Here is a 26882-nt window from a genome sequence, read left to right on the forward strand (position 1 = left end):
TTATACGGCGATTTTTGTGGAATTCATTGATTATGAGGGATTAGAGCTTGTTTCAAAAGGCTTGTGTATTAGAATTGCTGCTATCTAGAGATGCTCATTTTGTGTGAAGGGAATGAAAGAGGCAATGTTGATAGAAAAAGAAATACATGGTGAAGAGGCGATGGAAGGTTTGGGGGCCAGTTTTGCATCTGTATTAAATACCGGTGGCGTTGTTTACCTTGAAGGTGATCTAGGGATGGGGAAAACAACCTTAGTACGTGGGGTTTTACATGGTTTGGGTTATGTGGGGCCAGTAAAGAGCCCAACCTACACGATTGTTGAGCCCTATGAGATAAAAACTTTAGAAGCTTTTCACTTTGATTTGTATCGGATGGCGGATGCGGAAGAGTTAGAGTATATGGGCATTCGAGATTATTTTTCTGAAAGTAGTTTGTGCTTAATTGAATGGGCGGAAATGGGGCGTGGTGTGTTGCCTGAGGCGGATTTAGTTGTGCGTTTGAGCCTAATTCGTCAAGGTAGAAAGGTGTTGATAGAGTCTCAAACGGAAAAAGGTCACACTGCTCTGGCTTTATGGTCAGATGTCATAACTGCTTGATGTGTAGAAGTCTTTACTCTAAGTAAGATTGAGATCCATTTAATCAGCAGTTATAGTGTGTGGATATACTAGCTAGCTGTCTGATATGCATACTAAATTCCGTACTTGTCTTTTTGTTTTTTTAAGTGTTTTGTTATCTGCTATTACTTCGAGTGTTTGGTCATCCGAAGTGCGTGATATACGTGTTGCTCAACAAGAAGGGGTGACGCGCTTAGTGTTTGAATTGTCTGCGGCCTCGGGGCACCGCATATTCCCTCTCTCCAACCCTGACCGAATTGTTCTTGATGTCAGTGGTGCTAATCTTAGCAATTCTGTTGTTAATGGTTTGTCGGCCCTGTCTTCCGATATATTAATGCGTGTGCGCTACGCAAAACGAGATAGTGGCGTGCGTTTTGTGCTGGATTTGACTCATAAGGCAAAGGCGAAAAGCACTGTTTTGGCGGCCAATGAGACTTATGGTCCACGCATTATGGTGGAGCTTGAGCATGGTGCTAAAAAAGCTGCTACGGTTGTAAAAAGTCTTGCTAATTTGTCTAAGGAAAAGCGCGATATTGTGATTGCGATTGACCCAGGACACGGAGGTAAAGACCCAGGGGCATTGGGTCAATACAAGGTACGAGAAAAAGATGTCGTATTGTCTATTGGCAAGGAGTTGGCGAGACGGCTCAATGGCATGGATGGCTTTAAAGCCGTGATGACCCGTTCTAGTGATAAGTTTTTAAAGCTGCGCCAACGTTCTCGCGTGGCAAGGGAGGCTAATGCAGATTTGATGATTTCGATTCATGCGGATGCTTTTACTAAGGCGAGTGCTAGAGGGGCATCTGTTTGGGCGCTTTCCTTGAGTGGCAAATCGTCGGAAATGGGGCGTTGGCTGGCGCAACAGGAGAATGCAGCGGATTTGGTTGGCGGTATTTCCCTTGATGATAAAGACCAGTTGCTGGCCGAGGTTTTGTTAGATATGTCGATGAATTCGACTATTCAGATGAGTTTGAATATTGGTAAAAGTGTGTTGGGGGAAATGAGGGGGGTGGCAAAACTGCATAAAAACACAGTGCAGCAAGCCGGTTTTGTTGTATTGAAATCGCCTGATATTCCTTCGATACTTATTGAGACTGGTTTTGTATCAAATAAGACGGAAGCTAAAAATCTATCAAGCCGAAATTATCGTGTGAAATTGGCGGGGTCTATTGCAGAAGGTGTTAAAGACTATTTCACTAAAAATGCACCCGATGGCACCTTGTTGGCATGGAAGCAGAAAAAGCATGCAGATTATATATATACGGTAGGCAAGGGGGATACCTTGTCTGAAATAGCGCGACGTAATCAGGTGTCTTTACCGAAATTGCGTCAAGCAAACACCTTGAAGAATGATGTGATTTGGATAGGTCAAAAACTGGTTATTCCCGCGGGTTAAACTCTCATTTAAGCCTCATGCAATCGGTATGAGGTATCTTCATATTAAAGGTCGTTCATGCAAAGAATTAGTCTCTTATCCCCCCGTTTAGCCAACCAAATTGCTGCCGGAGAAGTGGTTGAACGACCCGCTTCTGTAGTGAAAGAACTGCTAGAGAACAGTTTGGATGCTGGTGCATCGCAATTAGATATTGATGTGGAACAGGGGGGCGTTAGGCGGATAAAAATACGTGATAATGGCACGGGTATCATGAAAGATGACCTAGCTTTGGCGTTAAGTCGTCATGCGACCAGTAAGATTATCACTCTGGATGACCTAGAGGCTGTGCGCACCTTGGGGTTTCGCGGTGAAGCTTTAGCCAGTATTAGTTCTGTGTCTAGGATGCATTTAACTTCTCAAGCCGAGGACGAAAGTGACGCTTGGCGTGTTGAAGCGGAAGGTAAAGATATGGCTGCTGCGATTCGTCCTGCTTCCCATCCACAAGGTACGACCATCGAAGTGCGAGACTTATTTTTTAACACGCCCGCACGTCGGAAATTCTTGCGTACTGAAAAAACGGAATTTACCCATTTGGAGGAAGTGGTGAAGCGTCTTGCTTTAAGCCGCTATGATACGGGCTTTCGTCTAAGCCACAATGGTAAGCAGGTTTATGATTTACGCCCTGTGACCGATCAGCTTCATGCGGAGCATAGGCTGGCAAGTTTGTTAGGTAAGAAGTTCATCGAAAACTCTCTGACTTTAGATGTTGAAGCGGCTGGGTTACGTTTGTGGGGCTGGATTGGCTTGCCGACCTTTTCTCGTTCACAAGCTGATTTGCAGTACTTTTTTGTTAATGGACGAGTGGTGAAAGATAAGTTGGTGGCCCATGCGGTTCGTCAGGCGTATCGAGATGTTTTATATAATGGACGCCACCCTACCTTTGTTTTGTATTTGGAGTTAGATCCATCGACGGTTGATGTGAACGTGCATCCTACTAAGCATGAGGTTCGCTTTCGAGATGGGCGTTTAGTGCATGATTTTTTGTTTAGCCGAATTCATAAAGCTATCGCAGATGTTCGCCCTGAGTCGGATGCGGCACCCGTGGGGGCAGGTCAAGAAAGTGGCCCGTATGAATCAAATATTACGGAACAGTCAGCCTTGCCTTTGGCGAATCGTCCAGCCGGTGGGCAGGATTGGATGAGACCATCTTCCAGTGTGGTGGATTCAGCTAGTGTACGAGGCCAGCTTGAGGGGATGCGTAGTCTGTCTGGTTATGCGCAAAATTATGCGGCGACTGTTGAGCAAGTAGATCCAGAGACGGGTGAGATTAGAGAGGTCGCTAGTCCACAGCTTAATAGCTCGGAGGCTTCGTCGTCGTTTGTTGAGGGGGGGGAGTACCAGAAAGTTCCTCCGTTGGGTTTTGCCATCGCTCAGTTGCATGGCGTTTATATTATTTCGGAGAGTGAGCAAGGGTTAATCTTAGTAGACATGCATGCAGCCCATGAGCGCATTGTGTATGAACGTATGAAAACGGCCTTTTATCAAAAAAATATTGCTTCTCAGCCTTTGTTGGTACCTATCAATATTTCTGTGTCGCAAAGCGAGGCAGATCTTGTTGAAGAAAGTAGCCATGTATTTGAGGCTTTTGGTTTTCGTGTTGAGCGTACTGGATTAGAGAGTGTCATGGTGCGTGAGGTGCCTGTAATTTTGATTCGAGGAGATGTTGAAGGCTTGGTTCGAGATGTCATTAGTGATTTGTCTGCGAATGGTGTCTCAGACCTTTTGGAAGCTCGTGCTAATGAGTTAATGGCGAGTATGTCGTGCCATGGGGCGGTGAGAGCCAATCGCAAGTTAACTATTGCCGAAATGAATAGCTTACTACGGGATATGGAAGTGACGGAACGAAGTGGCCAGTGCAATCATGGTCGACCAACTTGGGCTCATATGAGTATGTCGGACTTAGATAAACTTTTTTTGCGAGGGCGCTAATATGACAAAACCAAGTGTGGTTTGCCTGATGGGGCCGACGGCCTCAGGAAAAACTGGGTTGGCGGTAGAGTTAGCCCAGCACCACAATTTTGAAATTATTAGTGTTGATTCGGCTTTGGTTTACAAGGGGATGGACATTGGTACGGCGAAACCTGATGCCAATATTCTGGCCAAAGCGCCCCATCGATTGATTGATATTATTGATCCTTTGGAGTCTTATTCTGCGGCAGACTTTGTGTTGGATGCAGTTGAACAGTCACAAGAAATTTTGGCAAAGGGGAAAACGCCATTATTGGTGGGCGGCACCATGATGTATTTTAATGCCCTGCAAAAAGGCCTAGCGGAAATGCCGCAAGCAGACGCTGATGTACGTAGGCAGATTGAAAAAGAGGCGTTAGAAAGTGGTTGGGATGCGCTTCATGAGGCGTTAAAGAAGGTGGATCCCGAGGCCGCTTTGCGTATTCATCCGAATGACCCCCAGCGCTTGCAGCGTGCTTTGGAGGTTTACCGTCTTTCAGGGAAAACCATGACGCAGTTGTGGGCCGAGCAAGAGCCTATGTCTTTGCCTTTTGATCTGGTGAATTTAGCGGTGATGCCGAAAGAAAGAAGTGTGCTTCATGAGCGTATTGAGCAGCGTTTTTATGACATGATGGAGCAAGGTTTCCTTGCTGAAGTGGAAGGTTTTTATCAGCGCGGTGATCTGTCTATTGAGATGCCTTCTATGCGCTGTGTTGGTTATCGTCAACTTTGGCAATATTTAGACGGTGACGATTTGCTAGATGATGCTATCTTTAAAGGGGTAGTTGCTACACGCCAGTTGGCAAAAAGACAATTAACTTGGTTACGGGGGTGGGAGAATCTTGCGATTTTTGACAGTTTGTCAAAAGATCTTGTACCAGAAGCCTTGAATTACATAGAAAGCAGGATTATATAGGGGAAATGGAGAAAAATTTGGTGTAGTATCTACGATATTGTTTTATCGAGATTTAATTTCATATTTTACGCTTACTTAAGGAGATTCCAATGTCAAAAGGGCAATCATTACAAGACCCTTATCTAAATGTTCTACGTAAAGAGAGAGTGCCAGTTTCTATCTTTCTAGTGAACGGTATTAAGCTTCAAGGTCAAATCGAATCATTCGATCAGTTTGTGATTCTATTAAAAAACACCGTTAGTCAAATGGTTTATAAACATGCCATTTCGACGGTTGTGCCTTCTCGTACTATCCGCATCCCGACTCCTGATCAGCCGGAAGATGCCGCTGAATAGCTTGGCCGTTGTAGGGCAAGCAGAGGAATACCAGATTGTTTTTTGAACGCCCCGATAGCGGTGATCTTGCTGTTTTAGTTCATATGGATTTTCATGATCAACATGAGTCTTATGGACCTGAAGAGTTTATTGAGCTTGCTATTTCGGCTGGCGCCGATCCTGTTGCTGTTGTAACTGGATCCCGTCAGCGCCCCGATTCTAGATACTTTGTCGGCACAGGCAAGCTAGATGAAATCAAAGATATTGTTGATCGTGAAGAGGCCGAAGTGGTGCTTTTTGATCATGCTTTATCTCCTTCCCAAGAACGTAATTTAGAAAGTGCCCTACAGTGTCGAGTGATTGACCGTACTGGGCTTATCTTGGATATTTTTGCTCAACGTGCACGTACCCATGAAGGTAAGTTGCAGGTGGAGCTTGCTCAACTACAACATACATCAACTCGTCTTATTCGAGGCTGGACGCATTTAGAGCGCCAAAAAGGCGGTATCGGTATGCGTGGGCCGGGTGAGACGCAGCTTGAAACGGACCGTCGATTGTTGCGAGAGCGCATTAAGGCTATTCAAAAGCGTTTAGCTAAGGTGGATTCTCAGCGTGATCAAAATCGTCGTTCTCGCTCTCGTTCTGCTGTGCCGACGGTTTCCCTTGTTGGTTATACCAATGCAGGCAAATCAACGCTATTTAATCGTGCGACGGGGGCGGATGTTTTTGCCGCAGATCAGTTGTTTGCTACTTTGGATCCAACGTTAAGGCGTTTGGATGTCGAGCAAATTGGTTCAATTGTTTTGGCGGACACGGTTGGTTTTATTCGACAGTTGCCCCATAGATTGGTGAAAGCCTTTCAAGCGACCTTAAAAGAGTCTTCCGAGGCTGATTTGCTGTTGCATGTGGTGGACGCTGCGGATATTTCGCGTGATGAAAATATTTCCCATGTGGATGCTGTGTTGGAAGAAATTGGTGCTAATGAAGTGCCTGTTTTGAAGGTTTTCAATAAAATTGATGCCTTGCCAACGGCAGAGCCAAGAATTGATAGGGATGCCGAAGGGAACCCCTATCGAGTTTGGCTGTCTGCACGTGATGGTCTTGGTATTGATTTGTTAAAGCAAGCGATTGCCGAGCTGATGGGCGAAGATGTGATGAACGAAACGCTTTACTTGTCTAATGATTTGGGCCGATTGCGGGCCATGTTGTTTGAGCATGGGGCGGTAAGATCGGAGCACTTTGATGAAGACGGTCGATCGGTACTTAACGTCAGGTTGCCGAAAAAAGATTATTTACAGCTTTTGGCTCGTGCTGGTACATCTGAGGATCAGGTTGAAGCAGCAGTAAGCTAACAGAATTATCATTAAAATAAAGTGGAGACGTAGTATGGCCTGGAATGAACCGGGTAATAACGACAATGACCCATGGAATCCAGATAAGAACCGTAATAATGGTGCTGGGCGCCCTGATGATGGTCGTGAGAAAGATGCTGATAAAGGAGATCCATGGGGTCGCCAGACTGGTGGAAGAGATCAAGGTCCTCCTGATTTAGATGAGGCCTTCAGAAAGCTGATGGATATGCTGGGTGTGAAAAAAACACGTAAAGGCGGTTCCGGTGGCGGTAATGACTCTGGCTTATCAGGAAAATTCAGTAGTGGCTTGATTGCGATTGTTCTTATCGGTTTGTTGGCCTTATGGGCGGCGACAGGTGTGTATCAGGTCGATCAGCAAGAGCGTGGTGTTGTACTTCGTTTAGGTAAGTATAATGCGACTGTTTTGCCGGGTTTGCATTGGAATCCACCACTCATTGATTCTGTTAGTAAGGTGAATGTGACTAAGGTTCGTTCCCATGATCATAAAGCATTAATGCTCACGGTTGATGATGCAATTGTTGAAGTGGGTGTTTCTGTGCAGTATTCGGTGCAAGATCCTAAGAATTTCTTGATCAATGTACGTGACCCTGAAGAGTCGCTTGCTCAGGTGACGGAAAGTGCACTTCGTCATGTAGTGGGTAGCTCTGAAATGGATCAAATCTTAACAGAAGGTCGAGAGCTATTGGCGGCAGAGGTTAAGGCGCGTATCCAAGACTATAGTAATTTGTATGGAACTGGTTTGCTGATTTCAAAGGTTAACGTGGAAAATACTCAAGCGCCTACTCAGGTGCAAGAGGCATTTGATGATGTTATCAAGGCGAAAGAAGATGAGCTAAGAGTGCGTAACGAAGCGGAATCTTATGCTAATGGTATTATTCCTGAGGCGCGTGGTAGAGCGCAGCGTATTAGGGAAGAGGCGGAAGCTTATCGTTCTGAGATTGTGGCTCGTGCTGATGGTCAAGCCGATCGTTTTGATCGCTTGTATCGAGAATACACTAAGGCGCCTGATGTCACTCGTCGTCGTTTGTATATTGAAACCATGGAATCCGTTTATCAAAACGTGAATAAGGTGGTTGTTGATACTGAAGGTGGAAACAACATGATGTATTTACCTCTTGATCAGTTGATGAAGCAGAGTGCTAGTTCTGGTGCTGCTGGTGCATTGGGTTCTAATGATATTAGTAACCTAACGGATCAGGTGCTGAATGAATTGCGTAAACGTCAAGGTGCTAAAACAACAAGAGAGGGTAGAAACTAATGAAAGGCTTTTCTTTTATCGTTTTATTTGTCCTTCTTTTGAGTGTGCTTGTTGCTTCTCAGACGCTTTATGTTGTGAAAGAAACAGAGCGTGCAGTTGTGCTGAAGTTTGGTGAAATTGTCGAGGCGGATGTTCAGCCTGGTATTCACTTTAAATTACCAGTTATGAATGAAGTGAAGAAGTTCGATGCGCGTATTTTGACCATGGACTCTCGTCCTCAACGTTATTTGACGTTGGAGAAAAAAGCGGTAGTGGTTGATTCTTATGTGAAGTGGAAGATTGATTCTGTTGCTAAATATTATCAAGCGACTTCAGGTGATGAAATCATTGCCAATCGAGTGCTTTCGTCTCGTGTTGATACTGGGCTCCGTAATAAGTTCGGTGAGCGAACTATGCATGAAGTGGTGTCTGGGGAACGTGATCAGTTAATGACTGAATTACGTGACGACTTGAATAAAGTCGCTCAGAACGAGCTGGGTATTTCTATTGTTGATATTCGTGTTAAGCGTATTGATTTGCCGCCAGATGTGAGTGAGTCCGTTTATCAGCGTATGAGAACTGAGCGTGAGCGTGAAGCCCGTGAGCACAGATCGAAAGGTTTGGAGCTTGCTGAAGGTATTCGTGCTGATGCTGATAGGCAGCAGGTAGTATTAGAAGCGGAAGCGCAACGTGATGCCGAGATGATTCGCGGTGACGGTGATGCTAAAGCAGCGGCTATTTATTCTAATGTTTACACGCAAGACCCTGAGTTTTATGAGTTCTATCGTAGTTTGCAGGCCTATCGTGCTAGCTTTGAAGGTAAGAATGATTTATTTGTTCTTAAGCCTGATGGTGAGTTCTTTAAGTACTTAAATAGTGCAACAAAATAGAGTGATTATTCGTCAATAATCTGTCATGGGGCCTATTTGTTAAAATAGGAAACATGGTACTATTACGCAAACCGGGCAACGCCCGGTTTTTTAATGGTCAAAATAAAGAGATTCTATGCAAGAATTATTGCAGTCGCTGCTGGTTGGCGTCAGCTTGTTATTAATTGCCGAGGGTGTATTGCCGTTTTTGGCTCCAAATATTTGGAGGGAAATTATGGTGAGAGCCGTCGCTAGCTCGGATTTTAATTTACGAATTCTGGGCGCAATTAGTATGTTTCTTGGGTTAATACTTCTTTTGCTGACCCGAAGCTAAGAGGAAAATTTAATGGCATTAGCAGATCGTTGGTTGCTTCCTGAAGGTGTTGATGAGGCCTTACCTGAGCAGGCTGCTAAAATTGAACACCTTAGAAGAACGCTGCTGAATCTCCACGCTAGTTGGGGATACCACTTAGTGATACCCCCTCTTTTAGAATATTTAGACTCCCTTCTTACTGGTGCTGGTTCAGACCTAGAAAATGAAACCTTTAAGGTGATTGATCAGTTATCTGGTCGTCTTCTCGGTATTCGGGCGGATTTCACTTCTCAGGTTGCTCGTATTGATGCCCATTGCCTTAAAGAAGAAGGTGTTCAGCGTCTAAGTTATTGCGGTAGTGTACTAAGAACCATGCCGGCCGGTTTGGATGGTACTCGTAGCCCTATTCAGCTGGGCGCAGAAATTTATGGTCATGGTGGCGTAGAAAGCGATATTGAGGTCTTATCTTTGATGTTGGAGACCTTGTCTGCGACAGGGCTGTCAAATACGGTCCTTGATCTTGGTCATGTGGATATTGTTAATGGCGTACTGACTGCCTGTGATTTGAATACAGATCAAAAAAATAAGTTGATTGAGCTCTATAAAGCAAAGGATTTACCTGAACTGGACCGTTATGTTGAAGAGCTTGCTTTGCTTGATTCTCAAGCTCAATGGTTGGTTGGCTTGCCACGCTTATGTGGTGGGGTAGAGGTGCTAGAGCGTGCAGCTGAACTATTTGTTGATGTCAGCGATTCTATTAGTCGCGCGTTGGCCTTGCTTGAAGAGGTGAGTAATGCAGTGGCGGCTCGTTTTCCCTCTGTCGGTTTGCATTTTGACTTGAGTGATTTGGTTTCTTACAACTATCACACAGGGTTGGTCTTCGCCGCTTATTTACCTGGGCATGGTAATGCGATTGCCCGTGGTGGTCGTTACAATAACATTGGTCAAGTGTTTGGTCGTCCTCGACCTGCTACGGGGTTTAGTACCGATGTGAAGGCCTTGGTTGGCCTTGTTAATCTGCAGATAGAAAAACCAAAAACTGTTTTATCGCCTGTTAGTGTGAATGATGCTCTTTGGAAAAAAGTGAATTCATTGCGTGCTGAAGGTTATCGTGTCGTCGAGATGTTGGAAGAAACCTACACTGGTGATGCCGATTTCAAGCTGGATTTGATTGCTGGGACTTGGCAGTTAATACCAGTTTAAAGCGAGATTTTTTTTAAGAACTATCTAAATGAGACCTGAAATTATGGGTAAGAACGTTGTTATTCTAGGCACTCAATGGGGTGATGAAGGTAAGGGTAAGGTTGTTGACTTACTGACTGAAGATGTCGCTGCTGTTGTTCGTTTTCAAGGTGGGCACAATGCGGGTCACACTTTAGTTATCGATGGTAAGAAGACCGTATTGCATTTGATTCCTTCTGGGATTTTACGTGAAGGTGTTCAATGTATTATTGGTAATGGTGTCGTTTTATCTCCTGCTGCTTTGAAAAAAGAAACGCTTGAATTGCTAGAGCAAGGTGTTCCGGCAGTGGACCGTTTGAAGATCAGTGAGGCTTGCCCATTGATTTTGCCATATCATATTGCCGTTGATCAGGCCCGTGAGCTGGCGAAGGGCGAGAAAAAAATAGGCACAACAGGGCGTGGTATCGGTCCTGCCTATGAGGATAAAGTGGCGCGCCGTGCTATCCGTGTTGGCGATTTGCTTGATGCGGAGCGCTTTGCGTCTAAGTTAAAAGAAGTGCTTGAGTACTATAACTTTATACTGACTAACTACCATAAAGTTGAACCTATCTCCTTCGATGAAGTATACGCTGAAGGTTTGGAGATGGCTGAATTCTTACGCCCTATGGTGGCAGATACCATTACCTTGTTGCATGATTTGCGTAAAGCTGGTGCGAACATCATGTTTGAAGGCGCTCAAGGTTCCTTATTGGATGTGGATCACGGTACTTATCCGTACGTGACTTCATCTAATACTACGGCTGGTGGTGCGCCAACGGGCACTGGCTTTGGTCCTTTGTATCTGGATTATGTGCTGGGTATTACCAAGGCTTATACCACTCGCGTAGGTTCAGGTCCTTTCCCTACGGAATTATTTGATGAAGACGGTGAGCGTTTGGGTGTTCGTGGTCATGAGTTTGGTGCGACTACTGGGCGTTCTCGTCGTTGTGGTTGGTTTGATGCAGTGGCGCTTCGTCACGCGGTTCAAATTAACTCTGTATCGGGTATTTGTCTAACTAAGTTAGATGTATTGGATGGTTCATCTGTGATTAAGGTTTGTGTTTCTTACACAGGCGCAGATGGTAGTCCTGTTGCAGGCTCTCTAGTGGATAGCGAAGGTTATGAGCAGGCACAACCTGTTTATGTGGAGCTGCCTGGTTGGGTAGAATCAACGGTTGGTGCTGAAAACTTTGAGGCTTTACCAAAAAATGCTCAAGACTATATTCGTTTCCTAGAAGATCAGGTGGGTGTTCCTGTCGATATTATTTCTACTGGCCCAGATCGTAATGAAACCATTGTTATTCGAGACCCATTCAAGCATTAATTTTTAATGTTTTTTAAAAGGCCGCTTTATGCGGTCTTTTTTGTGCTTTAAGTGGCTAAAATCCAGCATATAAGTATTCTTTGTAAATAGATTGAAAAGAGGGTGCTGTGTTCTTTCTGTGCTGAGGTAGTATTTACAATTAGAACTGTCAAATTGTAAAGATCGCTGATTTATAAGCGAATTAGGAGAAGAAATAATGGTGAAATTACTGCTTGCTGACGATGATGCCCGTTTATCTGACCTGATTAAGGATTACTTTACTGGTGAAGGCTATGAGGTTATCCATGCTTGGAATGGGCGCGAAGCTTTAGAGTTAATGGCGGCCAATATGCCTGATATTGTTATTCTTGATGTGATGATGCCTGAGTTGGATGGCTTTGAAACCTTAAAGCAGATCCGTAATAAAAGTGCTGTTCCGGTTATTATGTTGACGGCAAAAGGCGATGATATTGATCGTATTTTGGGGCTAGAAATGGGGGCGGATGATTATTTGTCGAAGCCTTTTAACCCAAGGGAGTTGTTGGCGCGTATCAAAGCTATTTTGCGTAGGGCGAGCCAAGAGCCTGAAGGGGATCCAACAGCAGATATTGATTTGTCTGGTGTGTTGTTGCGTCGTAAAGATCGCACTGTCTATCTTCAGGGGGAATTGGTTGAGCTGACGACATCTGAATACACCTTGTTAGAGTGTATGTTAATGGTGCCGGGGCAGGTTTTGACTAAGCAAGAGTTATCTGAAAAAGCGCTTGGCCGTAAGTTAACCATGTATGATCGCAGTCTTGATATGCATATTAGTAATTTACGCAAAAAGATTGGTAATTTGGAAAATGGTGATCCGCGTATTAAAACGGTTCGTGGTGTTGGTTATATATTTGTCTCGAGTGAATAAGGTATTTCGCCTTTTATGAAAAATACTTTTCTGCGTGTGTTTCTGGTCGTGCTTTTGTCTAATATTGTGGTTGTGAGTATTGGTTTGGGCACGATTCAATTTATCCAGAAGCGCAACCAGGTTTCGGCTGATGTGCTTGGTGATGTTGGGGTGCAGTTAGTTGCTGGCTATGAAAAATTTGGCATACAGGTATTGCAAGAGGCCATGAAGCGGGCTGAAAAGCGATTGTCTGGCACCATTTATCTTTATCAAGAAAATGGCCGTCCTCTTCTTAAGCCTTTGCCGCGTAATTTTAGGGAACGAAATTCATCTGAGGTAGATAATCGTCCTGCTGCAGATTTTCTCCATAGTCAGTTTATTCAGGTGATTGGCGGTAGCAATACCCAATATTTGCTGATCTTTAATCCTAACCCCAAGATAGACTCTCTTGCTCCAGAGGCGGTTGTAGGTTTCTCTTTGCTTGGTTTGTTTATTTCTAGTGGTGTATTGGCTTATTGGTTATTGGGGCCTTTATTAAGCCTACAGCGAGCCACGCGTTCCTTTGGTCGTGGTGATATGGCGGTGCGAGTTGAGGGTAAACTAGCTCGAAGAAGTGATGCTGTGGGTAAGTTGGCTCGTGAGTTTAATGAGATGGCTGGGCGAATAGAGACGCTTTTATCGTCGAAAGAGCGATTGATGCGTGATGTTTCCCATGAGTTGCGTACGCCTTTGGCGAGAATTGAAGTGGCGTTAACGATAGCGGAAGACAAGTATGGGCTTGAAGTGCAAAAAGATTACTTGTGTCGTATCCGAACAGAGCTTCATGAGCTGGATGAACTGATAGGGCAAGTATTGACGTTAAGTCGTCTAGAAGAAGCATCGTTAAAAAAAGAAGAGATGGATGTGCAGGAGTGGCTTAGTGAAATTGTTGCTGATGTCAGTTTTGAAAGCCAGCTTAAGGGGATTTCGGTCACTAAGTCTGGCAGCTTGCCAAAAACCTTGTTAGGAGATCCGCTTCAGCTACGGCATGCTATTGAAAATGTGCTACGTAATGCTTGTTTTTATGTTGGTGAGGGTGGTGTGGTTGAGGTGACAACTAAAGAAGTGTCAGGCTCGGCGTTGATTTGTGTACGTGATAATGGACCTGGTGTTGCTGAGGATAAGCTAGAAAAAATCTTTCATGCTTTTTATCGTTCCTCTGATGCTCGAGAGGCCAATAGTGGTGGTTTTGGTGTTGGTTTAACCATTTCACAGCGTATTATTCGTGCCCATAAGGGGCAGATTACCGCTTGTAATCGTGAGCTTGGTGGCCTAGAGGTGTGTTTCCTTTTGCCATTAGCGTGAATGTTTAATTAGTTCTTCCTGCCTATGCTTTCTAATCTATAAATAAACTGCTTGTTATTCTGTGTTGAGATAAGTAATATCCACGCCGCAAGTTGGCTAGGCAGTCGCCGCCTGATATTTATTATCGGGGGGAGGAAAGTCCGGGCTTCGCAGGGTAAAGTGCCAGGTAACGCCTGGGGGGCGTGAGCCTACGGAAAGTGCAGCAGAAAATAAACCGCCTAAGCAGCTTGCTGCCGGTAAGGTTGAAATGGTGCGGTAAGAGCGCACCGCGCGACTGGTAACAGTTCGTGGCAAGGTAAACCCCACTTGAAGCAAGACCAAATAGGAACTCTTTGGCGTGACCCGCGCTGAGTTCGGGTAGGTTGCTAAAGACGTGCAGTGATGTACGTATTAGATGAATGACTGTTCTCGACAGAACCCGGCTTATCGGCCAACTTGCTTTCTTTCCCTTTCTTGTTACTTTTGTATTACCCTCATTTATTATTGCCTCAAAGTGCTGCTTTATAGCCCAGTATTTATCGTACTGCCCTCTTTCTGATGTTTGGTTTTCTCATTTGTGTGTGTTTATGCCTTTGGCTGGCATATCAATGTTCAATCTCTCCTTTGTTCCCATTTTCTCGAAGCATTTCTTTTATTTTAGGGTTAGACCGTCTTTTTTTGGCTTTTTTGCTTATTTTTTTTACTCTTTTGACTAAAAGGTGTTAAATTGTGGGATAAAGTGTCGATAAGTGGGATATGGTTGTGTTTAGAGGTATTCATCAGGTCAGTGTAGATGCAAAGGGGCGTATGTCGCTTCCTGCACGCCTGCGTGATGAGCTAGCTCAATACGAAGAAGATGGTGTGGTTGTCACCATTGACCCTATTTCCCGTTGTTTGCTGCTCTATCCTTTAACTGAATGGGAGCAAATTCAGCAAAAGTTAGACAAGTTACCGACCTTTCAACCGCAAGCAAGACGGCTGCAGCGTTTATTGGTTGGCCATGCTACGGATTTGGAAGTAGATAAAGCGGGACGGATTCTGTTGCCAGGGCCGTTGCGTGACTTTGCTCGTCTGGATCGTAAGTTAACGATTTTAGGGCAAGGTAAAAAATTGGAAATTTGGAGTCAGGAAGAGTGGGAGGCACAGCGTGAAGACTACTTGTCCGAAGACTCTCTTGAGGACCTACAAATCGAAACCATGATGGACATATCTCTATGACAAACACGATGGCTGAACACATAAGCGTCATGCTTAATGAGTCTGTCGATATGCTAGTGACCAATGCTGACGGCCTTTATGTGGACGGCACCTTTGGTCGTGGTGGCCATACTCGCTTGGTTTTGAATCGATTAAATGAAGGTGGCAAATTGCTTGGGTTCGATAAAGACCCTGTGGCAATTGCTCATGGTAAAGCGTTAGAGCAAGAAGACTCACGTTTCTCTATTGTACAAGACAGTTTTGCCAATATGTCTGAGCACATAGCTAGCGTATTTGGTGTCGAGAGGGTAGACGGGGTGATGATGGACCTTGGTGTTTCATCGCCACAGATTGATGATGCGGAACGCGGCTTTAGCTTCATGAATGACGGTCCTCTTGATATGCGAATGAATCCTGATGAGGGAGTGAGTGCCGCTGAATGGATTGCCTATGTTGACGAAAAAGAGTTGGCTGATGTGATGTATCAATATGGCGAAGAAAGGTTTTCTCGACGTATTGCCAAAGCTATTTGTGAATATCGATCTCATACTCCCATTTTAACCACACTACAGCTTTCAAAGGTGGTAGCGGAAGCCAATCCAGCCTGGGAAAAAGGTAAAAACCCTGCCACTCGGGCATTTCAAGGTATTCGAATTTTTATCAATAATGAATTGGGTGATTTGGAATTGGGTCTTGAGGCGGCAACTAAGGCGCTAAAAGTGGGTGGTCGTTTAGCGGTTATCAGTTTTCACTCCCTTGAAGATCGTATTGTGAAACGCTTTATGAAGTTGCAGGCGAAAGGGCCTGAATTACCAAGACATTTGCCGATTCGAAATGCCCATTTGGACATTAAGTTTAAAACGGTTGGTAAGGCAATTAAGCCATCGCAGTTTGAAGTAAGTGAAAACGTGCGTTCTCGAAGTGCTGTGTTACGGGTCTTGGAGAGGGTGAGTGATTAATCTGCATTTTTCATCTAGCGCTTTTATTCCTGGTGTTTTTTTACTTGCTGGAGTGTCTGTTGCGGTAGTGATACAGGTTTATGACTTTAGAAAAGATTTTTCTTATCTTCAGACTCTGAAGAAAGCTGAAGTGAATTACGAAGTAAAGTGGGGACAGTTGTTGCTCGAGCAAAGCGCATTAACTCAGCCAAGTCGTTTAGAGCAAGCGGCTATTAAACATTTAAATATGCATTCACCCTCACAGGATGAGCTAATCATAGTAAAACCATGAATATTGAAAACGGTGTACACCGTCCCGGAAAATGGCGCTTTAGATTTGTTTACGGCATTGCTTTGTTGCTGTTTCTTATTGCGGGTGGCCGGCTTTTTTATCTGACCGTTGTTGATAAAGAGTTTCTACAGAATCAAGGCGAAATGAGAGCCGTGAGAACGGAAGCGATTCCTGCAACGCGAGGGATGATTTTGGATCGTCGTGGTGAGCCTTTGGCTGTGAGTACGCCCACTTGGACCATTATTGCTAACCCTCGAGCCCTATGGAAAATGGAGCGAGATCCATCTCAAGGTATTGGTCCTGAGCAGGAAATTAAAAGACTTGCTGGGGCTATGGGGGTTGGTCGGGCTTGGTTGCAGGAAAAATTTGAAGCTAATAAAAAGCGTTCTTTTATGTATTTAAAGCGGCAGATTCCACCTAATGAGGCTGACGCTATTATGGCGGCTAATGTAGTAGGGGTAAGTAAAACTAAAGAATATAAGCGCTTTTATCCAGCTGGCGAAGTTGCCTCTCATGTGGTGGGCTTTACTAATATTGATGATAAAGGGCAGGAGGGTATCGAGCTTGCCTATGATGAAGCCTTAGAGGGGCATGCCGGTAAGCGTAGGTATGTAAAGGATTTATCAGGCAATATTGTGCATGGCGTTGGGGTCGAAAAAACAGAGCGTCCGGGTGAGAATATTGAGTTAAGTATCGACTTAAGATTGCAGTATTTGGCTTATCGAGAGCTGAAGGCTGCGGTGACTGAACATAGGGCAACCTCGGCCTCTGCGGTTATTTTGGATGTGAAAACAGGGGAGATTTTGGCGATGGTGAATCAGCCATCCTATAACCCTAATGATCGTTCGAAATTAGAGTATGAAGAGTTGCGTAATCGTGCAGTGATCGATTTATTCGAGCCGGGTTCAACGATGAAGCCTTTTACTTTGTCTGCAGCACTTATGTCTGGTCAGTATACGACTGAATCGACAATCAATACTTCTCCTGGGTATTTGCGCTTTGGACGCTTTACGATACGAGATGCGGCCAATTATGGGACGATTAATCTTGAAAAGCTGTTAATCAAATCCAGTAACGTAGGTTCTTCTAAAATTGCGCTCTCTCTACCTCAAGATGCCATTTGGAATATGGACTATGAGTTAGGAATCGGTTCTGCTGTGGGGATAGGTTTCCCCGGTGAGGCATCAGGTGTTTTGCCTTCACACCCTAAGTGGCATCCATCTGAGATTGCAACATTAGCTTATGGTTATGGTTTGTCGGTTTCAACCTTGCAGCTGGCTCAAGCCTATATGACTTTAGCAAATGCGGGTTATCGTGTACCTGTTACGATTTTTAAGCAAGATGTGCCGGCTCAAGGGAAGCAGGTTATTCCACCTAAGGTTGCTAAAGATGTATTGAAAATGATGGAAGCGGTTGTGCAAAAGGGCTCTGGTAGAGCTGCGCAGATTCCCGGCTATAGGGTGGCGGGTAAAACAGGAACCGTGCATAAGGTTGGCACAAAAGGTTATGAGTACGATCAGTATATTGCATTGTTCGCTGGGGTAGCACCTGCTACTAATCCAAGGTTAGCGATGGTGGTTATGGTTAATGACCCTAAAGGGCGTGAATATTATGGTGGTGAAGTTGCAGCGCCTGTGTTCTCTCGTGTTATGGAGGGGGCGTTAACTACTTTGAATATTTATCCAGATTTGCCTGAAGGATTAAGGGAGGTGCGATTACAGACCAAGAAAGTGCCTTACCAAGTGGTTCAGGGTGGCTAAATGGGGCAGCTAACTCATGAACAGTTACTTAAGATCGCAGGTCATCCTATTGAGGGTGATCTGCGTTCTGCTATTTATAAGCGAATAGAAACAGACAGCCGAAAGGTAGATAAAGAGACCATATTTTTTGCCCTGCCGGGAGTGGCGTCAAATGGTTGGGATTACCTTGATCAGGTGGCTGCTTTAGGTTGTCGAGTGGCAGTAGTGCCGGATAATTTAGGGTTGACGCATCCGGACATTTATTTGCTGCCTGCGGCAAAACCGACAGAGCTTTTGGTGGCGTGTTTACATGGTTTTTTTGGGCGTATGCCAGAAAAGATTGTTGCCGTTACTGGTACCAATGGTAAATCGTCTATTTGTTATTATCTTGCTCAGTTGGCTGAGTATGTTGGCCTAAAAAGTGGTTTGATTAGCACTTTTGGTATTGGACCTTTAGGGTGTTTGAAAGATGCGCAACAAACGACACCGGATATTTTATCTTTACATAATACCTTGATGTCATTAGCGGATGAAAATGTCAATTTCGTTGCTTTTGAAGCTTCCTCCCATGCTTTAGATCAAGGGCGCATTGACGGTGTGCCATTTCAAACCGCGGTGTTTTCAAATCTTTCCCATGATCACCTAGATTACCATGGTGATATGTCGTCTTATGCTGAGGCGAAACGACGTTTGTTTACGTTTCCGGGTATTAAATATTCTATTTTCTGCTTAGACGACGAGTTTACGTCTTTTATGACGGCGGCGGCTATTAGTACGGATTGCTATTTTTATAGCGAGCAAAACCCAAGCGCTGATTTTTATGTGAAGGATTTGGTTTTTCAACCCTCAGGTTGCCAATTTGTCTTGTGTCATCCAGAGGGAGTGTTGGATGTGTTTTTGCCCTTATTAGGCCGCTTTAATATTCAAAATGCGTTGGCGGCCTTGTCCTCTCTTTGGTATCAAGTTGAAGATAGGAGTAGGTTGCTGGAGGGGTTGTCCTATTTACAAGGTGCGCCGGGGCGAATGGATAAGGTGCAGGTTCCAGATGCGCCTATTGTTGTTGTGGATTATGCCCATACACCGGATGCGTTGAAAGTGGCTTTGCAAGCACTTAAGGAGCACTCGCAAGGCAGATTGATTTGTGTGTTTGGTTGTGGCGGCGATAGAGATAAGACTAAGCGTCCGTTGATGATGGAGGCAGTGATGAATCATGCCGACGCTATTTGGTTAACATCGGACAATCCGCGCACTGAATCTGTTGAACAAATTATAGCTGATACTTTATCGTCAGTGGATAGGTCTGCTCTTGTGCAAAAGGGAGGCTTATATGTTGAAGCGGATCGGCGTCTTGCAATACAGGCGGCCATTTCGTCAGCCAGTATAGATGATGTCATTTTGATTGCTGGTAAAGGGCATGAAACCTATCAAGATATTCAGGGTGTAAAGCACCATTTTGATGATAGGGAAGAAGCACGAGAGGGATTGAAAAAATATGTTAATTAGACTGACTCTTGCAGATATTGCTGCTGTTTGTGGTGGCGAGCTTATTGGTGGTAATAGAGAAATATTTTCTGTTGTTACTGATACTAGAAAAATTACATTAGGTTGTATTTTTGTTGCCCTCAAGGGAGAGCGGTTTGATGGTCACGATTATGCTGTTTCCGCAATGGAAAGTGGTGCTGTTGGTGTTGTTTCTGATCGTGATCTTGATGTGTCTGCTTTTGTTAAAGTGGCAGATACCCAAGTGGCCTACGGTTGTATAGCACGATTTATTCGTGATGCTTTTCAGGGGCCTGTCATTTGTATTACAGGGAGCAATGGTAAAACAACGGTAAAGGATTGGTTAGCCCAGTCACTTATTGATAAAAGTGTGTTAAAAACACGCGCCAATTTGAATAATCAAATTGGTGTGCCGCAGACCTTGCTTGAATTAGAGAAAGAACACCAAGTTGCAGTGATTGAGGCGGGTACGAATTATCCGGGTGAAATAGAGCGGTTAGCTAAGATCGCTGTGCCTGATATGGTGATATTGACGAATGCCAGTGGCAGTCATTTTGAAGGTCTTGGAAGTCTTGAGGGGATCGCCAAAGAAAAAGGTTGTTTGATTACGGGCTCTGCGCCCGAAGCGAAAGTGATTTTGAATTCCGATGATGGTTTTTTTGATTATTGGTGTGGTTTGGCTGAAGCACGAAAAGTGTGTTCTTTTGGTTTCACCGAGTCTGCGGATCTTTATGCTTTTGATATCGAGCTGGGGGCTGAATCTAGTACAGCTATGTTTCGTTATGATGGGCAAACTTTACCCGTTTTTGTTGCTGGGGCAGGTAAACATCAAATTGCGAATGGCATGGCGGTGGTGTTGGCCTTGCTAGAAACTGGGATGGACTTCCAACAAGCGGTTGATAAATTAGCTTCCCCTGTTCTTGTCGCTGGACGTTTAGAGCGATTTGAGACAAAAAATGGAGCCCTATTAATTAATGATTGTTACAATGCCAACCCAGCTTCGGTCAAAGCCGCAATCGATGTGCTTGCCATACAGCCAGTGACGTCAAGCTGGGTGATTTTGGGGGGGTTAGGTGAATTAGGTGAGCAACAGGATCAATTCCATATTGAGCTAGGAAATTACGCCATGGATAAAGGTGTATCCGGTTTGGTGTGTCTTGGGCCGGTTGCAAAGGTAGCGGGCGAGGCGTTTAGAAAAAGAGGTGGCCACGCTGTTTTTTGTAAAACCCATGAAGAAGCCGCGGCTGCAGTACAATTGCTTGATGATAAATATGCCATTTTAGTTAAGGGGTCTCGCTCCGCTAGGATGGAAAATGTAATTAATATTTTAAAAAATTAGGATATCCCTTACTAATGCTACTCCTGTTAACGGATTATTTAAGCCAGTACCATACATTTTTTGGTGTTTTTAATTACTTGTCTTTACGCGCTATTTTGGGCGTGCTTACGGCGCTGGCGATTTCTCTTTTGATCGGTAATACCGTTATCGTTTTGTTGCAGCGTTTACAGATAGGGCAGGCGGTTCGAAGTGATGGTCCGCAGACGCATTTAAGTAAGGCGGGTACCCCTACGATGGGGGGGGCGCTGATTATTTTTTCGATTTCTGTCAGTACCTTGTTATGGGGGGATTTGCGTAACCAATATGTATGGGTTGTTTTGTTGGTGATGTTGTCTTTTGGTCTAGTGGGTTGGGTTGATGACTATCGGAAAGTAGTTGAAAAAAATCCACGTGGATTGCCAGCAAAGTGGAAATATCTTTGGCAAAGTGTATTTGGTCTTGCTGCTGCTTTTTTCTTGTATTACACCGCCAACACGCCAGCTGAAACGGCGCTGATTGTTCCTCTATTTAAAGAGGTCGCTATTCCACTGGGCATCTTTTTTGTTGTGCTCACTTATTTTGTCATTGTTGGTACCAGTAATGCGGTGAATTTAACTGATGGTCTTGACGGTTTAGCTATCTTGCCGACCGTTTTGGTTGGTGGTGCGTTAGGGGTGTTTGCTTATTTAACGGGTAATGTTCGCTTCGCCGATTATTTGTTGATTCCCTATGTTCATGGTTCTGGTGAGTTGATTGTATTTTGTGCGGCTTTGGTTGGCGCGGGGTTGGGCTTTTTATGGTTTAACACCTATCCAGCGCAAATTTTTATGGGTGATGTGGGGTCTTTAGCATTAGGGGCGGCATTGGGTACGATTGCCGTGATTGTGCGTCAAGAGTTGGTGCTGTTCATCATGGGCGGTGTGTTTGTGATGGAAACCGTATCGGTTATTTTGCAGGTTGCTTCCTATAAGTTAACCAAACGAAGAATTTTTCGCATGGCGCCGATACATCATCATTTCGAGTTAAAAGGCTGGGCTGAACCTAAAGTCATTGTGCGCTTTTGGATCATTACAGTGTGTTTGGTGTTGGTGGGATTTGCTACCTTAAAAGTACGTTAGGGGTTTTGTATGTCGTTGATCGGGTCCGATCGGGTTAGAGCCGTTGTAGGCTTGGGGGCGACAGGCTTGTCTTGCGTACGCTTTTTGGCAAGTAAGGGGATCGATTTTTATGTGGTGGATTCTCGTGATAATCCACCAGGGTTAGAAGAGGCTAAAAAGTTTTGTCCAGAAGATAGGATTTTCACGGGTGACCTTTCTGTACTTGATACTCTTGGGGTGACAGAGCTTTATGTTAGTCCGGGTATTCCATTAAGAACGCCTGTGTTGTTAGATCTGGCGAGTCGTGGTGTGGCCATGCGCGGCGATATCGATTTATTTTGTGATTATGCTGACGCTCCTTTTATTGCTATTACAGGATCTAATGCGAAAAGTACGGTTACCACCTTGGTAGCCTTGTTGCTGCAATCTTGCGGTAAAGATGCGAAAGCGGGTGGTAATCTGGGACTGCCTGCTTTGGATTTGCTGTCTCCTAATACTGATTATTACGTTCTTGAGTTATCCAGTTTTCAACTGGAAACCACCCATGCTTTACAGGCTGATTTAGCTTGCCTTCTTAATGTGTCTGCAGATCATATGGATAGGTATGAAGACCTTTATGAATATCAAAGAGCTAAGCAAAAAGTCTATCGTGGCTGTAAAGCAGCCGTTTGTAATAAGCAAGATATTTTAACCGCTCCGCTTTTAGCTGAGGGGGTGCCTGTTCGCGCATTCACCACAAAAAGCCCAGACTTGAAAGAATTTGGCATGCTCAAAGATGATGATGGGGCTTGGTTGTGTCGTGGCGTGGAGCGTCTTTACCATACATCGCAAATAGCACTAAAAGGGACTCATAATCATGCCAATGTACTGGCTGCTTTGGCGATGCTTGAGTTGCTTGGTGAAGACCTTATGTCGGAGGGGGTGGCGAAAGTTCTTAAAGAGTTTGGCGGCTTGCCTCACCGAACAGAAACAGTACGAACTTATAACGGTGTGACCTTTATTAATGACTCTAAGGGAACCAATGTTGGTGCTACCTTGGCAGCCCTAGAAGGACTTGGTTCTTCTAGCCGAAAGAATATTTTATTGATTGCTGGCGGTGAAGGGAAGGGGGCAGACTTTCTGCCTTTGCGTAAGTCGGTTACGGATTTTGTGCGCAAAGTTTATTTATTTGGCCAAGATGCAGGGCGTATTGGCGAGTCTTTAGTCGGTGTTGATGTTGCTTATTACACAGCACTAGATGACATTTTAGAGGCGGCTTTAGATGAGTCAAAAGAAGGCGATGTGGTGCTTTTTTCCCCTGCCTGCGCAAGTTTTGATATGTATAAAAGCTATGAGAAACGTGGTGAGCATTTTACTCAGTTGGTAATGGCCATATGAGTGTGTTTGGTTTTTTTGACCGTGTTTCATTGCGTGAGTTGAGTCAGGTAGATTCGATATTTGTTGCTTCTGTTGTTTCGATTCTTGCTTTAGGGATGGTGATGGTGTCTAGCGCATCGATTTCTATTTCGGAGGATCTACATGGGCAGCCTTACTTTTTCATGATGAGGCAAGGGCTTTATTTGCTGTTGGGGGTGGTTTTTGGTTGGGGGCTTTTGTCTTTGCCGACGAGCCAATTGCAAAAATGGGGCATTATCATGATGGGGTTGTCCTTAGTTTTGCTGATCCTAGTATTGATGCCTGTGATAGGAAAAAGTGTTAATGGTAGTCGTCGCTGGATAAATTTAGTTGTTTTTAACCTACAGGCATCGGAAGTCGCTAAGGTCTGTATGGTGATTTATGTTTCCGATTATCTAGTGCGCCGTGCTGATCGAGTTAGAGAGGGCTGGGTTGGTTTTGTATTGCCGCTATGTCTTTGTAGTATTTTTCTTTTATTCCTGCTGTTTGAACCAGATTTTGGTGCCTCTGTGGTTTTATTGGGTACTGTGATGGCGCTTCTTTTTTTGGGTGGGGCTCCTCTGTATCAATTTTTGCTGTTACTAGGTGCGGCTGTGTCTATGTTGGGTGTCGTTGCTGTTTCTGAAAGTTATCGGATGAAGCGATTGATGAACTTTATTGACCCTTGGGCGGATCCTTTCAATGAGGGGTACCAGTTAAGCCAAGCGCTGATTGCCTATGGCCGAGGGGAATGGTTTGGGTTGGGGCTTGGCAATAGTGTGCAAAAGCTCTCTTATTTGCCGGAAGCTCATACGGATTTTGTTTTTTCTATTTGGGTTGAAGAGACCGGTATGCTGGGTGGTTTGTTTCTTATTGCTTTGTTTGGGGTGATGGTGAGTCGAGCCTTTAAAATAGGCCATAGGGCGATGGATTTATCTCGGCCTTTTGCTGCTTATATGTGTTTCGGTTTTTCTATTCTTATTTTGGCTCAGGTTATTATTAATATTGGTGTTAATACAGGCTTTTTACCGACGAAAGGGCTGACATTACCCCTGATTAGTTATGGTGGGAGTAGCTTGATTATTACCTTGGGAAGCTTGTTTGCCATTGCTAGGGTTGATATTGAAAACCGTCGAACTGAGGCTGAGCAGGGCCTAAGTGTGCAAGATGAAGAGAGCTTCAAATGAGCGATATGAAAAAAGTCATTATTATGGCCGGCGGGACAGGTGGTCATATCTATCCGGCTTTAGCTTGTGCGCAAAGTTTTATAGAAAAGGGTTTGGATGTTCAATGGCTTGGTTCTAAAGGTGGTATGGAAGAATCGCTTGTTCCTGAGCATGATATTGTCATGCACTCTTTATCTATTAAGGGCGTGCGAGGGAAAGGCTGGTTAGGCCTATGTGCAGCGCCTTTTAGAATTCTTCATGCTGTTGGGCAGGCCGTCGCAATTTTACAGAGGCTTAAGCCTGATGTTGTGCTAGGTATGGGTGGTTTTGTTGCTGGCCCAGGTGGTGTTGCGGCTAAATTACTTGGTATTCCTTTGGTGATACATGAGCAAAATGCCATTGCTGGTACAACCAATAGGTTGTTATCAAAGATAGCTGCTATGCGCTTGCAAGCGTTTGATGGCGCGCTATCAAAAGGTATAAGTGTGGGAAATCCTGTTAGAGGAAGCATTCTCCAGCAGGACGTTCGAGGTTTGAGAGAAGGTACTGCTCGACCATTAAGATTGTTGGTGGTGGGAGGGAGTCTAGGCGCAAAAGCGATTAACGAGGTTATGCCGAAGGTGTTGGCAGATTGGCCACACTCTCAACGCCTGTATGTTTGGCATCAAACGGGTAAACGGAATTATGATGAGGTTGCCAAGCTTTATAAAGAGGCAAAGGTTGAAGCGCGTATCGAGCCTTATTTGGATAATATGAATCAGGCCTATTCATGGGCAGATGTGGTTTTATGTCGAGCTGGAGCCATGACCATAAGCGAGCTTGCTGTTGCTGGTTTACCATCTGTATTGGTGCCATATCCCTATGCGATTGATGACCACCAAACGGCGAATGCTCGATACTTAGAAAAAGCAGAAGCGGCCTATTTGTTACCTCAAGGCGAGCTCTCCAGTGACAAGATAATTTCCTTGCTCTCTAATTTAATGGAAGAGGAAGGAGCATTGCTGAAAATGGGTGAGCGAGCGAAGACGGTTGCTCGCCCCAATGCGACACAAGATGTTGTCGCACATTGTTTAAGGTTGATAAAAACATGATAGATAATAAAACACGCTATGACATTCCTACGATGCGTCGTATTCAAAACATTCATTTCATCGGTATTGGTGGCGTGGGCATGTGTGGCATTGCTGAGGTACTTCATAATCAAGGGTATCAGGTTTCTGGTTCTGATTTGAATGCGTCTGCTACTACGGACCGTTTGAAGTCTTTGGGTATTCAGGTGTATTTAGGGCATGTAGAAGAGAATGTTCACAATGCGCACGTTATTGTCGTCTCTACTGCTATTAATGAGCAAAACCCAGAAATTATTTGGGGTAAAGAGCACCGTATTCCGATTGTGCGTCGTGCTGAGATGTTGGCAGAGTTGATGCGCTATCGCCATGGGATTGCGATTGCGGGAACGCATGGCAAAACGACTACAACCAGCTTGATGGCATCGGTATTGGCCGCAACTGGCGAAGCGCCAACCTTTGTTATTGGTGGTCGTTTGACGAGTGCTGGAACCAATGCGCAATTGGGAAGTAGTGCTTATCTTGTTGCTGAGGCGGATGAAAGTGATGCTTCTTTTCTTCATCTTCAACCTCAAACAGTGATTATTACTAATATTGATGAAGATCATATGGATACTTATGAAGGTGACTTTGAAAAAGTAAAGCACGCCTTTATTGAGTTTGTTCATAATTTGCCTTTCTATGGTTTAGCGGTTTTATGTGTAGATGATGAGAATGTACGTGAGATCCTGCCTTTTTTAAGTCGTCCAGTGCTGACCTATGGTATTGATCAGGAAGCCGATTTTTATGCAACCGATATTGTGCAGACTGGGCGATATTGTGAGTTTATGGCTCACCGACCTGAAGGTGAACCTCTTAAAATTCGCCTGCCTATGCCGGGCCGCCATAATGTGCTTAATGCTTTATCGACTATTGCCGTCGCCACGGATTTAGGGGTCGATGCTGCGGCTATTCAAGCTGGCTTGATGGGCTTTGAAGGGGTTGGGCGTCGTTTCCAAGAGCAAAAACCTTTAACAATATCAGGCGGCTCTGAGGTGATGTTTGTAGATGATTATGGTCATCATCCGAGCGAAGTGTTGGCGACAATTAAAGCCATACGTGATGGTTGGCCTGAAAAAAGATTGGTCATGGTATATCAGCCCCATCGTTATACAAGAACGCGTGATTTGTATGAGGACTTTGTTCGTGTTCTTTCCCAGGTAGACGTTTTGTTATTGCTAGATGTTTATTCTGCTGGAGAGGTTGCGATAAATGGTGCGGATAGTCGCTCCTTATGTGGCAGTGTTCGTCAGCGAGGTAATGTGGATCCGATACATGTGGGTAGCGAAGCTGACTTATCTTCTATCTTGAGTAATGTTTTACGCGAAGGTGACTTATTAATCACTCAAGGTGCCGGGGACATAGGTACGGTTTCTAAAAAGTTAGCAGAGAATGGAGTGTAAGG

The 26882-nt window shown here is 44.6% G+C and carries 24 protein-coding genes and 1 other RNA gene; all 25 read left to right on the plus strand.

The genetic code is table 11. From position 1 onward, the window contains the following. Nucleotides 1-124 precede the first annotated feature (124 nt). A complete protein-coding gene (gene tsaE, locus I8J31_RS07555) occupies nt 125-595 on the plus strand; it encodes a tRNA (adenosine(37)-N6)-threonylcarbamoyltransferase complex ATPase subunit type 1 TsaE (protein WP_199467683.1) in 471 nt (156 codons plus the stop codon). 85 nt (nt 596-680) lie between these two features. After that, on the plus strand, nt 681-2009 hold the full coding sequence (locus tag I8J31_RS07560; RefSeq protein WP_199467684.1) for an N-acetylmuramoyl-L-alanine amidase: 1329 nt from the start codon (nt 681-683) through the stop codon (nt 2007-2009). Nucleotides 2010-2066: 57 nt separating this feature from the next. Beyond that, nucleotides 2067-3977 carry a DNA mismatch repair endonuclease MutL gene (mutL, locus tag I8J31_RS07565; RefSeq protein WP_199467685.1) on the plus strand — a complete coding sequence of 637 codons (1911 nt, stop codon included), beginning with the start codon at nt 2067-2069 and terminating at the stop codon, nt 3975-3977. Nucleotide 3978: 1 nt separating this feature from the next. Then, nucleotides 3979-4911, plus strand: coding sequence for a tRNA (adenosine(37)-N6)-dimethylallyltransferase MiaA (gene miaA, locus I8J31_RS07570; protein WP_199467686.1), 933 nt, complete (start codon nt 3979-3981; stop codon nt 4909-4911). 89 nt (nt 4912-5000) lie between these two features. Beyond that, nucleotides 5001-5246, plus strand: coding sequence for an RNA chaperone Hfq (hfq, locus tag I8J31_RS07575; protein WP_199467687.1), 246 nt, complete (start codon nt 5001-5003; stop codon nt 5244-5246). Nucleotides 5247-5281: 35 nt separating this feature from the next. Then, nucleotides 5282-6577: a ribosome rescue GTPase HflX gene (hflX, locus tag I8J31_RS07580; RefSeq protein ID WP_199467688.1), complete on the plus strand. Its 1296-nt coding sequence runs from the start codon at nt 5282-5284 to the stop codon at nt 6575-6577. A 34-nt stretch (nt 6578-6611) separates the two neighbouring features. Further along, nucleotides 6612-7856: an FtsH protease activity modulator HflK gene (hflK, locus tag I8J31_RS07585; protein WP_199467689.1), complete on the plus strand. Its 1245-nt coding sequence runs from the start codon at nt 6612-6614 to the stop codon at nt 7854-7856. Continuing rightward, complete coding sequence (gene hflC / locus I8J31_RS07590; protein ID WP_199467690.1) at nt 7856-8725, plus strand: protease modulator HflC; 870 nt, start codon at nt 7856-7858, stop codon at nt 8723-8725. The genes hflK and hflC overlap by 1 nt, the downstream gene beginning before the upstream one ends. A gap of 115 nt (nt 8726-8840) precedes the next feature. Beyond that, nucleotides 8841-9038, plus strand: coding sequence for a DUF2065 family protein (locus tag I8J31_RS07595; RefSeq protein ID WP_199467691.1), 198 nt, complete (start codon nt 8841-8843; stop codon nt 9036-9038). Nucleotides 9039-9050: 12 nt separating this feature from the next. After that, nucleotides 9051-10220, plus strand: coding sequence for an ATP phosphoribosyltransferase regulatory subunit (locus I8J31_RS07600; protein WP_199467692.1), 1170 nt, complete (start codon nt 9051-9053; stop codon nt 10218-10220). A gap of 43 nt (nt 10221-10263) precedes the next feature. Beyond that, on the plus strand, nt 10264-11562 hold the full coding sequence (locus I8J31_RS07605) for an adenylosuccinate synthase (RefSeq protein WP_199467769.1): 1299 nt from the start codon (nt 10264-10266) through the stop codon (nt 11560-11562). Nucleotides 11563-11758: 196 nt separating this feature from the next. After that, nucleotides 11759-12448: a response regulator transcription factor gene (locus I8J31_RS07610; RefSeq protein ID WP_199467693.1), complete on the plus strand. Its 690-nt coding sequence runs from the start codon at nt 11759-11761 to the stop codon at nt 12446-12448. Nucleotides 12449-12463: 15 nt separating this feature from the next. After that, the gene (locus tag I8J31_RS07615; RefSeq protein ID WP_199467694.1) at nt 12464-13771 is read left to right on the plus strand and encodes a HAMP domain-containing sensor histidine kinase; all 1308 of its coding nucleotides are present in this window, start codon (nt 12464-12466) and stop codon (nt 13769-13771) included. Nucleotides 13772-13859: 88 nt separating this feature from the next. Next, nucleotides 13860-14213: RNase P RNA component class A (rnpB, locus tag I8J31_RS07620), an RNA gene on the plus strand. A gap of 299 nt (nt 14214-14512) precedes the next feature. Further along, entirely contained in the window at nt 14513-14968 is a 456-nt protein-coding gene (gene mraZ / locus I8J31_RS07625; RefSeq protein ID WP_199467695.1) for a division/cell wall cluster transcriptional repressor MraZ, read from the plus strand. Next, nucleotides 14965-15906 (plus strand): 16S rRNA (cytosine(1402)-N(4))-methyltransferase RsmH, encoded by a 942-nt coding sequence (rsmH, locus tag I8J31_RS07630; RefSeq protein ID WP_199467696.1) that lies wholly within the window; start codon nt 14965-14967, stop codon nt 15904-15906. Before mraZ ends, rsmH begins: the two co-directional genes overlap by 4 nt. After that, on the plus strand, nt 15899-16177 hold the full coding sequence (gene ftsL, locus I8J31_RS07635) for a cell division protein FtsL (protein ID WP_325101179.1): 279 nt from the start codon (nt 15899-15901) through the stop codon (nt 16175-16177). The genes rsmH and ftsL overlap by 8 nt, the downstream gene beginning before the upstream one ends. After that, nucleotides 16174-17937 (plus strand): peptidoglycan D,D-transpeptidase FtsI family protein, encoded by a 1764-nt coding sequence (locus tag I8J31_RS07640; RefSeq protein ID WP_199467697.1) that lies wholly within the window; start codon nt 16174-16176, stop codon nt 17935-17937. Before ftsL ends, I8J31_RS07640 begins: the two co-directional genes overlap by 4 nt. After that, nucleotides 17938-19419 (plus strand): UDP-N-acetylmuramoyl-L-alanyl-D-glutamate--2,6-diaminopimelate ligase, encoded by a 1482-nt coding sequence (locus I8J31_RS07645; RefSeq protein ID WP_199467698.1) that lies wholly within the window; start codon nt 17938-17940, stop codon nt 19417-19419. After that, nucleotides 19409-20755, plus strand: a complete 1347-nt coding sequence (locus I8J31_RS07650; protein ID WP_199467699.1) for a UDP-N-acetylmuramoyl-tripeptide--D-alanyl-D-alanine ligase — start codon at nt 19409-19411, stop codon at nt 20753-20755. Before I8J31_RS07645 ends, I8J31_RS07650 begins: the two co-directional genes overlap by 11 nt. Before the next feature lie 14 nt (nt 20756-20769). After that, a complete protein-coding gene (gene mraY, locus I8J31_RS07655) occupies nt 20770-21852 on the plus strand; it encodes a phospho-N-acetylmuramoyl-pentapeptide-transferase (protein ID WP_199467700.1) in 1083 nt (360 codons plus the stop codon). Nucleotides 21853-21861: 9 nt separating this feature from the next. Next, the gene (gene murD / locus I8J31_RS07660) at nt 21862-23208 is read left to right on the plus strand and encodes a UDP-N-acetylmuramoyl-L-alanine--D-glutamate ligase (protein WP_199467701.1); all 1347 of its coding nucleotides are present in this window, start codon (nt 21862-21864) and stop codon (nt 23206-23208) included. Next, a complete protein-coding gene (gene ftsW, locus I8J31_RS07665) occupies nt 23205-24392 on the plus strand; it encodes a putative lipid II flippase FtsW (RefSeq protein WP_199467702.1) in 1188 nt (395 codons plus the stop codon). Before murD ends, ftsW begins: the two co-directional genes overlap by 4 nt. Then, nucleotides 24389-25462, plus strand: coding sequence for an undecaprenyldiphospho-muramoylpentapeptide beta-N-acetylglucosaminyltransferase (gene murG / locus I8J31_RS07670; protein ID WP_199467703.1), 1074 nt, complete (start codon nt 24389-24391; stop codon nt 25460-25462). Before ftsW ends, murG begins: the two co-directional genes overlap by 4 nt. Continuing rightward, a complete protein-coding gene (murC, locus tag I8J31_RS07675; RefSeq protein WP_199467704.1) occupies nt 25459-26880 on the plus strand; it encodes a UDP-N-acetylmuramate--L-alanine ligase in 1422 nt (473 codons plus the stop codon). The genes murG and murC overlap by 4 nt, the downstream gene beginning before the upstream one ends. Nucleotides 26881-26882 lie beyond the last annotated feature (2 nt).

The organism is Marinomonas transparens, assembly GCF_016463975.1.
Lineage (GTDB): Bacteria > Pseudomonadota > Gammaproteobacteria > Pseudomonadales > Marinomonadaceae > Marinomonas > Marinomonas transparens.